The sequence below is a fragment of the Piscicoccus intestinalis NBRC 104926 genome (assembly GCF_001515525.1).
Lineage (GTDB): Bacteria > Actinomycetota > Actinomycetes > Actinomycetales > Dermatophilaceae > Kineosphaera > Kineosphaera intestinalis.
In genome coordinates, this window is record NZ_BCNQ01000012.1 from 64,641 (window position 1) to 72,609 (window position 7,969).

Sequence of the window (7,969 nt, forward strand, 5' to 3'; positions counted from 1 at the left end):
ATGGCTGGGTTGAAGCTAAGGGGGGTTCGCGGGGGTGTCAACACGTCACCGCGGGCTCGGGCGGCAAAAACGCTTGTCGCAGGCGGGCGCTCGTCGCGCAAACGGCGAATCGATGCCGTTCTGAGATCTTTTCCGATCGCTGTTGCGGAGATTGCGCCGACGCCTGCGACAACCCTCAGAAGCCCGTGTACACCTCGGCGAAGTGCTCGGCCGTCGGCGGCTGGGCGAGGGTGCCCATGATGAGTTCGCGCCACTGCCCGAAGGCCGGGGAGTTGCGGAACCCCTCGGTGTGGTGCTCGACGGTCTCCCACTGGATCGTCATGCGGTAGGTGCCCGGGTTGTCGATCGAGCGCTCCAGGCTCAGCGCGCGGCCACCCTCGGACGCCTGGAACAGGGGCATGGCCGCCGCGACGGCTGCCTCGAGGTCGGCCTCCTTGCCGGGGGCGGCGACGAGGGTGACGACCTCGTGCACGGGCCGGGTCTCGGGCTCCCCGAGCACCGACTGCTGTTCGGCGTCGATGCGCTCCCGCACGCCGGTCTCGACGCGGGTGCGGGTGGTGTCGAGCGAGCCGTACGTCCACAGGATCGCCATCGGCTCGGAGTCGGAGGCGTTCTCGAAGTGGTGCGGCACGTTGGCGGGCACGAACGTCGTGTCGAAGGTGTCGAGCTCGCTGCGCTCGCCGTCGATGTCGACGATCGCGCGGCCGGCGATGACGACGACCGACTCCGGCACGTTGTGGGTGTGGTGCGCGATCGAGGCGCCCGGGTCGAAGCGGGTCGTGCCGTTGAGGAACGCCGTGCCGCCGCGCGCCGCCGTGACCAGCGGGATCGTGCGGCAGCCGCCGCCGCGGTCGATGACCGGCAGCTCGTCCGGGCGGAAGATGCGCGAGCGCTGGGCGATGTCTGGCATGGGGGCTCCGTTCGTGGCTGTCGCGACGTTCTCGTCCGTGCGCCGTGCGGACAGGTGAGGCGGGGCCGAATCGTCGACCCCGCCTCATCATGTCGGGTTCGCGCGGGCGGCGGCGAACCCCGTGGGGGTGCTACCGGCCGACGAGGCCCATCATGGCCTGGTTGTATCGGTCACCTGACACACCGACGCGGGCCGCGAGGGAGTTCAGGTCGGCGACCTCGTCGGCGCTGAGGCCCACGGTGGTGGCGCCGGCGCTCTCGTCGAGGCGCTCGCGGCGGCGGGTTCCGGGGATCGGCACGATCCACGGCTGCTGAGCCAGCAGCCAGGCGAGCGCGATCTGGCCCGGCGTGCAGCCCTTGCCGCCCGCCAAGGTGCGCACGTGATCGACGAGCGCCTCGTTGGCAGCGATGTTCTCGGCCTCGAACCGCGGGATGCTCGCGCGAATGTCGCCCTCACCGAACCCCTTCTTGGTGTCGACCGTGCCGGTGAGGAAGCCCTTGCCGAGCGGGCTGAACGGCACGAACCCGATGCCGAGCTCGGCGCACGTGGGCAGCACCTCGGTCTCCGGGTCGCGGGTCCACAGCGAGTACTCGCTCTGCAGCGCGGTGACCGGGAACGTCGCGTGCGCCTTTCGCAGGGTCTGCGCGCCCGCCTCCGAGAGGCCGAAGAAGCGCACCTTGCCCTCGGCGACGAGTTCACCGACGGTGCCTGCGACCTCCTCGATCGGCACGTCGGGGTCGACGCGGTGCTGGTAGAAGAGGTCGATGACGTCGGTGCGCAGGCGCTGCAGCGACGCCTCGGCGACGGCCCGGATCTGCTCCGGTCGCGAATTCAGGCCCTGCATCTGGCCATCGACGATGTCGAAGCCGAACTTGGTGGCGATGGCGACGCGGTCGCGGATGGGTTCCAGGGCCTCGCCGACGAGCTCCTCGTTGACGTAGGGCCGTAGACCTCGGCGGTGTCGACGAACGTGATCCCGGCCTCCTCGACGGCGTAGCGCAGCACGCCGATCATGTCGTCGCGGTCGCCGGGGTTGGGGCCGTAGCTCTGCGACATGCCCATGGCGCCGAGTCCGATCGCGGAGACCTGCAGGCCTTGTCCGAGTGTTCGCGTGTGCATGGTGGCTCCTCAGGCTTCGGGGATCGGGAAGTTGGCGGTCTCGAGGGTGATCGACGCCGGCTCCGGGCCGCCACGGACTCCGGTGTCGAGCGCGTCGATGCGCTCCAGCTGGTGGTCGGTCAGCTCGACGTCGAACACGTCGAAGTTCTCCCGGATGCGCTGCGGGGTGACCGACTTGGGGATGACCTGCCGGTCCTGCTGCAGGTGCCACCGGAGCATGACCTGCGCGGGGGTCTTGCCGACGGCCTTGGCGATCTCGTTGATGACGGGGTCCTGCAGCGTGCTGCGGCGGCTGTCGTCGCCCCACCCGGGGTAGAAGGTGATGCCGCCGATCGGCGACCACGCCTGGTTGAGGATGCCGCGCTGGGTGTTGTACTCGAGCAGCTCGCCCTGCTGGAAGTAGGGGTGGATCTCGATCTGGTTGACGGCCGGCGTGACCTCGACCTGCGGCAGGAACCGCTCGAGGTGCTCGGGCATGAAGTTGGAAACGCCGATCGCGCGGACCTTGCCGTCGGCCAGCAGCCGCTCCAGCGCCCGGTAGGCGGCGACGGTCTTCTCGAAGTCGCTGGGCAGCGGCTGGTGCAGGATGAGCAGGTCGATCTGGTCGAGCCCGAGCTTGCCGGCGGACTTCTCGAACGCGTGCAGGGTCTGGTCGAAGCCGTAGTCGCTGATCCACACCTTGGTCTCGACGAAGACCTCGTCGCGGGGCAGGCCGAACGCCCTGATCGCCTCGCCGACCTCACGCTCGTTGCCGTACGCGGCGGCGGTGTCGATGTGCCGGTACCCCGTCTCCAGGGCCGTGGTCACGGCGGCGGCCGTCTCCTCCGGAGCGGACTGGAAGACCCCGAAGCCCAGCGCCGGCATCGTCACGCCGTTGTTCAACGTCAGTGTCGGAATAGCCATGCGCCCCAGGCTAGGCGCGCGCTTCGTGAGGTGACAGGCCCCCGGAGTGACCCTCTTGCGCTGCTCGGCTTCTCTCTCGACTGCGGCCGGCTTCGGGTGCCCTCGGAATGTCCACTCGGCGTGCGTCGAGTGGACAATTTCGCGATCGCGCCTGTGGTCGAGCCTCTGACCTGCGGCGTTGCGGCACACGATGGGAGTGTCCACTCGTGAGTGGACACTCCACGGGTGTGCTTGCGATTCATTTCGGTCAGGCGGAGGCGGTCACTCGCGCCTCGATCGCGCCGACGAGGGTCTTCGCGTCGGCGACAGCATCGGCGACGCGGCGCGGGCGCAGGGCGTCGCCGATGAGGTGGGCGCCGTCGATCGCGTCGTGCAGGCCGGTGACCGGCGCTCCCCCGGTCCACCAGACGAGGGAGTCGGCGGGCAGGGTCACGTCGTCGCCGCCGAACACGCCGGTCAGCCGCACGTGGCCGTCAGCGACGGCGACCGGGCGCAGGCGTTCGAGGGTGCGGATGCGCCGGTCGCCGAGGGTGCGCAGCATCGGGTAGAGGCTCGTGATGCCCTCACCCTCGCCGACATGCACACGGGCGGTGACGAGCACGGGGTCGGCGCCCCGCTCCTGGAGGTGCTCGGCCACGAACGCGGCATCGAGGGCGCCGACCTCGTCGAAGACCACGACGCGCCCGCCGGGCGCTCGGTCGAAGGCCTGCCGAACGTCGAGCAACGGCACCGAGCCGTCGTCGGCCTCCAGCGGCAGCGGGCGCGGCGTGGAGCCGGTGGCCACGACGACGTCGTCGGCGCCGAGTTCGGCGATGAGCTGGGGGGTCGCCGTGACACGGAGGCGCACGTCGACGCCGAGCGCGTCGAGGCGTCGGGCGTACCAGTCGACGAGGTCGTGCACCTCGCGGCGGCTCGGCGCGCTCGTCCAGCCGGTCAGCGCGCCGCCGAGGCGGTCGTCGGATTCGAGCAGCGTGACGCGGCTGCCTCGCTCGGCGAGGCGGCGGGCCGCCTCCAGCCCGGCCGGACCGGCTCCGATGACCGTGGCGGTGTGTCCGACAAGGGTGAGTGCGGACGTGGAGGCGGGGTCGCCGGCGTCGGGGTTGACCATGCAGCCCAGCGGGCGGCCGGCGAGCAGACCGTTGGTGCAGTGGTTGACCCCGACGCAGGGGCGGATGTCGGCGGTGCGGCCGGCGCGGGTCTTGGCGATGAGCTCGGGGTCGGCGATGTGGGCGCGCACGATACCGACGAGGTCGGCGTCGCCGGCGGTGACGATGTCGTTGGCGAGGTCGAGGGTCTTGATGCGGCCGACCGCGGCGACGGGCACGTCGACGGCCTCGCGGATGGTGCGGGCGACGCCGCGGAACAGGCCTTCGGGAGCCGGGGTGGGCGGCCAGTGCCGCACCCGCGCCTCGAGGCGGTTGTTGTTGCCGACCATGACGCTGATGTAGTCGACCTGCGGTTCGAGGGCGGCGGCGATGCGGGCGGCGTCGCCGGGGGCCAGACCGCCGGCGACAAGGTCGTCGCAGCCGAGACGGATACCGAGCACCCGGTCGTGGCCGAGGGTTTCGCGGACGGCTCGCAGCACGCGGCGCGGCAACTCGAGGCGGCGCTCGGCGTCGCCGCCGAACTCGTCGTCGCGCCGGTTGGTCAGCGGGGAGAGGAACGAGGCGAGCAGGAGGCCGTGGGCCATGCTGATCTCGACGCCGTCGAGGTCGCCGCGGCGGCAGCGGTCGGCGGCGGCCGCGTAGTCGTCGATGATGCGGGCGAGTTGGGCGGCGGTGGCGGGCACGGCGATCTGTCGGGTGACCTCGGACAGGTCGAGGGAGGCGCCGATGACCTCGACGCCCTCGTACTCGGTCGGCCCCGGGTGCGCGAGCTGGGCGAGCATGCGCCCGCCCTCGGCGTGCACCGCCTCCGCGAGGCGCCGGTAGCCGGGCACGACCGACTCGTCGATGTTCCACAGGCAGATGTCGGCCCACTCAACCGAGGGCGCGACCGGTGTGGCGCCCGTGACCTGCATGGCGACGCCGGCCTTGGCTCGTTGCCGGTGGTAGGCGATGTAGCGGTCGGAGACGCGGCCGCCCTCGGCGAGCCCGGGCTGGTGGGCGGGCAGGTAGACGCGGCCGCGCAGGGTGATCGGCCCGACGCGGACCTCGTCGTCAAGACGCCACTGCGTCACGTGTTCCTCCGACGTGGTGACTGAGCGGGATAGAGGTGAGGTCAGTCTGCCCGCGGGCGGGGGGCGATGCCATGGGTGCGCCTCCGCGGCGCTATCCGCTTGTGGCAGCGTCAGGCTCATGAACATCGCAGTGGCCGGGGCGACCGGCACGTCAGGACGGGTGATCTGCGACGAGCTCGCGCGGCGTGGGCTGGAGGTGATGCCGCTGACTCGCGGCAACGGCGTCGATCTGCTCACGGGCACCGGGCTGAGGGAGGCGTTGGTCGGTTGCTCGGCCGTCATCGACGCCAGCAATGTTGTACCGGCTGATGAACACATGAGCCGACACGACGCCGTCGTCACCGCGACCGGCAACCCTCTCGCGGCGTGCACAGGCGCCGGCGTCGGGCGGTACGTGCTGCTGTCGATCATCAACATCGACGACCCGGGCCTCGGCGAGTTCGACTACTACCGCGCCAAGCTCGATCAGGAGGCGGTCGCCCGCGAGGCAGCCGTGCCCAGCGTCGTCGTCCGGTCGGCGCAGTGGTTCGACTTCGCGGTCAACCCCGCCGCGGTCACTGTGCACGAGGATCGGGTGGAGGCGCAGGACTGGTCGATCCAGCCGATCGCGCTGACCGCGGTGGCCCGCGAGTTGGTCGACGCGGCGACCTCCGACGGAGCCGGAGACGTGAGCGTGGCGGGTCCGGAGCCGATGCGCTTGCCCGAGCTGACCCGCCGCTACCTCGTCGCCCGCGGAGACGATCGGCCGGTCACCCCGACTCCCCCGTCGTTGCCCGCGTTCGGCGAAGGCGCCCTGCTCGCTCGGCCCGATGCCAGACTGCTCGGCCCTACGCTCGCCGAGTGGCTGGCCACGCCCGACGAGGCCTGACGGCCCCGACACCGGACGGCCCGCGACGGCCCGACCGCCCCGATCGGCCGGACTGCCCCGACGACCCGGACTGACCCCGGCCGCCCCGACCCCAACCGCCCCAACCGCCCCACGATGACGTCGCTGAGAACTGCGTGTCGTGGTGACGACTGCGACACGAACCGCAGTTCCGACCGTGACACGCAGTTTTCAGGGTCGTTGGGGCAGCGTTGGTGGGGCAGGGTCGTTGGGTCAGGCTTCCCAGGGGCGGGGGACGGCGCGGATGCTGGCGTCGACGAGCTGGATGGGGTGCAGCATCGGCAGGTCAGCGCCGAGGTGCTTGCGCATCTGCAGCAGGCAGCCGGGGTTGCCGGTGACGAGCACGTCGGCGCCGGTGCCGCGGATGTTGTCGGCCTTGCGCTTGCCGAGGTCGGCCGCGGCCTGCGGCTGGAGCATGTTGTAGATGCCCGCCGAGCCGCAGCAGATCTCCGCCTCCGGCAGCTCGACGAGCTCGACGCCGGGGATCGCTCGCAGCACGTCGCGCGGCTGGGCGCGCACCCCCTGGGCGTGGCCGAGGTGGCACGCGTCGTGGTAGACGACCCGCGCCTCGATCGGGTGGCGCGGCGCGCGAGGCTCGGCCAGCACGCTCGCCAGCAGCTCTGAGACGTCCTGCACCTTGGCGCTGAACTCCGCTGCCCGCGAAGCCCATTCCGGGTCATCGGCGAGGAGTCGGTCGTACTCCTTGAGCGAGGATCCGCAGCCGGCGACGTTGACCGCGATCGCGTCGACCCCGGCCGCCTCGAAGACCTCGATGAGCTTCTTCGCGCGCTCCGCGGCCTCCGGCTCCCGGCCGGCGTGCATCGACAGGGCCCCGCAGCACTGCTGTTCGCGGGGCGCGACGACGTCGAAGCCTTCCGCCGCGAGCACCCGCACCGTCGCCTCGTTGACGTGGTGGAAGAACACGTCCTGCACGCAGCCGACGAGCATGCCCACGCGGCCCCGCCGGGATCCGGTCGCAGCGTCGGCCCGGGTGAATTCCGGCAGCTGCGTGAACGCCGCCTTCACGTCGACCGGGGGTAGCAGCGATTCCAACGCCACCAGCCGCTCCAGCCGCTTCGGGAGCCGGGCCAGCAGCCCGTCGATGCGCTCACCGCCGACCCGCGAACGCACCCCCGCGTACGCCGCCCCCGCCACGGAGGCGGCCCGCAGCCGCCGCCGGTACGGGAACAGCGCGAAGATCGCCTCCCGGAACGCCTTGTCCGCCGCGCTGCGCGGAACGTTGCGCTCGATCTGCGGGCGGGTCGCCTCGAGCAGCTGGTCGTACTGCACCCCCGACGGGCACGCGGTCACGCACGCCATGCAGCCCAGGCAACGGTCCATGTGCGTGGTGAACGCGCCCTCCAGGCCGATCTCGCCCTTGCGCGCCATCTCCATGAGGTAAATCCGCCCGCGCGGCGAGTCCATCTCCTCACCCCACAGCGTGTACGTCGGGCACGTCGGCAGGCAGAAGCCGCAGTGCACGCAGTCCGCGAGCAACTCCGCCGACGGCGGGTGGAACGCGTCGAACGAGGAGTCGGTCGCCGCCGCATCGCCGCCGGCTCCAGCCCCGGCGGGGCCGCCGGGGCTGGAGCCGGGGCCACCGGGCCGGTCAGGGCCTCCGAGGCCGCCGGAGCTTCCGTGGCCGCCGGGGCCTCCGGGACCTCCGTGGCCGCCGGCACCGACGGCACCGGCGTGGCCGTGCGCGCCCTCGGGCTCCTCCGATCCGAGGGCGGGTCGGGTGCCGTGGGTGCTCATGAGGTGCCTCCCGTCGGGGTCGTCGGGGTTGTCGGGCTCGCGCCGGTCTCGGAAGCCTGCGCACCTGCCGAGCCCGGGAGCCAGGGGTCGAATCGCCCGCGGCCGAGCCGCTGTTCGGGGTCGACGGCCGCGGAGACGGCCCGCAACAGCGCCGACGACGACGGGGCCGGGCCCCAGGCCGGCAGGTCGAGGCCGGCGGGCCGGTGCCGCAGGCTGG

General features: G+C 72.0%; 6 protein-coding genes and 1 pseudogene. 1 reads left to right on the forward strand and 6 read right to left on the reverse strand.

Annotated elements, in window-relative coordinates; translation table 11 throughout:
- Positions 1–175: 175 nt before the first annotated feature.
- From PINTE_RS24145 to PINTE_RS03825, 4 genes and pseudogenes are all read right to left on the reverse strand, one after another.
- A complete protein-coding gene (locus PINTE_RS24145; RefSeq protein ID WP_245642783.1) occupies positions 176–910 on the reverse strand; it encodes a cupin domain-containing protein in 735 nt (244 codons plus the stop codon).
- A 130-nt stretch (positions 911–1,040) separates the two neighbouring features.
- Positions 1,041–2,029 (reverse strand): annotated as a pseudogene (locus PINTE_RS03815) (aldo/keto reductase).
- Positions 2,030–2,038: 9 nt separating this feature from the next.
- Positions 2,039–2,932, reverse strand: a complete 894-nt coding sequence (locus tag PINTE_RS03820; protein WP_068426492.1) for an aldo/keto reductase — start codon at positions 2,930–2,932, stop codon at positions 2,039–2,041.
- Positions 2,933–3,179: 247 nt separating this feature from the next.
- Positions 3,180–5,111 carry an oxidoreductase gene (locus PINTE_RS03825; RefSeq protein ID WP_068426497.1) on the reverse strand — a complete coding sequence of 644 codons (1,932 nt, stop codon included), beginning with the start codon at positions 5,109–5,111 and terminating at the stop codon, positions 3,180–3,182.
- 118 nt (positions 5,112–5,229) lie between these two features.
- Here PINTE_RS03825 and PINTE_RS03830 point away from each other — a divergent pair, with 118 nt between their 5' ends.
- The gene (locus PINTE_RS03830; protein ID WP_068426499.1) at positions 5,230–5,979 is read left to right on the forward strand and encodes an SDR family oxidoreductase; all 750 of its coding nucleotides are present in this window, start codon (positions 5,230–5,232) and stop codon (positions 5,977–5,979) included.
- A 231-nt stretch (positions 5,980–6,210) separates the two neighbouring features.
- On the opposite strand, the gene PINTE_RS03835 is transcribed toward PINTE_RS03830, so the two are convergent.
- Together PINTE_RS03835 and PINTE_RS23810 are read right to left on the reverse strand one after the other, a co-directional pair.
- Entirely contained in the window at positions 6,211–7,752 is a 1,542-nt protein-coding gene (locus PINTE_RS03835; RefSeq protein WP_084343189.1) for a (Fe-S)-binding protein, read from the reverse strand.
- Positions 7,749–7,969, reverse strand: a 221-nt coding sequence (locus tag PINTE_RS23810) for a hypothetical protein (protein WP_217996486.1), incomplete at its 5' end; no start/stop codon positions are given. The genes PINTE_RS23810 and PINTE_RS03835, both read right to left, overlap by 4 nt.

Bases quoted from the DNA above. Each gene is read 5' to 3' on its own strand.
- PINTE_RS24145 (WP_245642783.1), bottom strand. From the start codon at position 910: ATGCCAGACATCGCCCAGCGCTCGCGCATCTTCCGCCCGGACGAGCTG.
- PINTE_RS03820 (WP_068426492.1), bottom strand. From the start codon at position 2,932: ATGGCTATTCCGACACTGACGTTGAACAACGGCGTGACGATGCCGGCG.
- PINTE_RS03830 (WP_068426499.1), top strand. From the start codon at position 5,230: ATGAACATCGCAGTGGCCGGGGCGACCGGCACGTCAGGACGGGTGATC.
- PINTE_RS03835 (WP_084343189.1), bottom strand. From the start codon at position 7,752: ATGAGCACCCACGGCACCCGACCCGCCCTCGGATCGGAGGAGCCCGAG.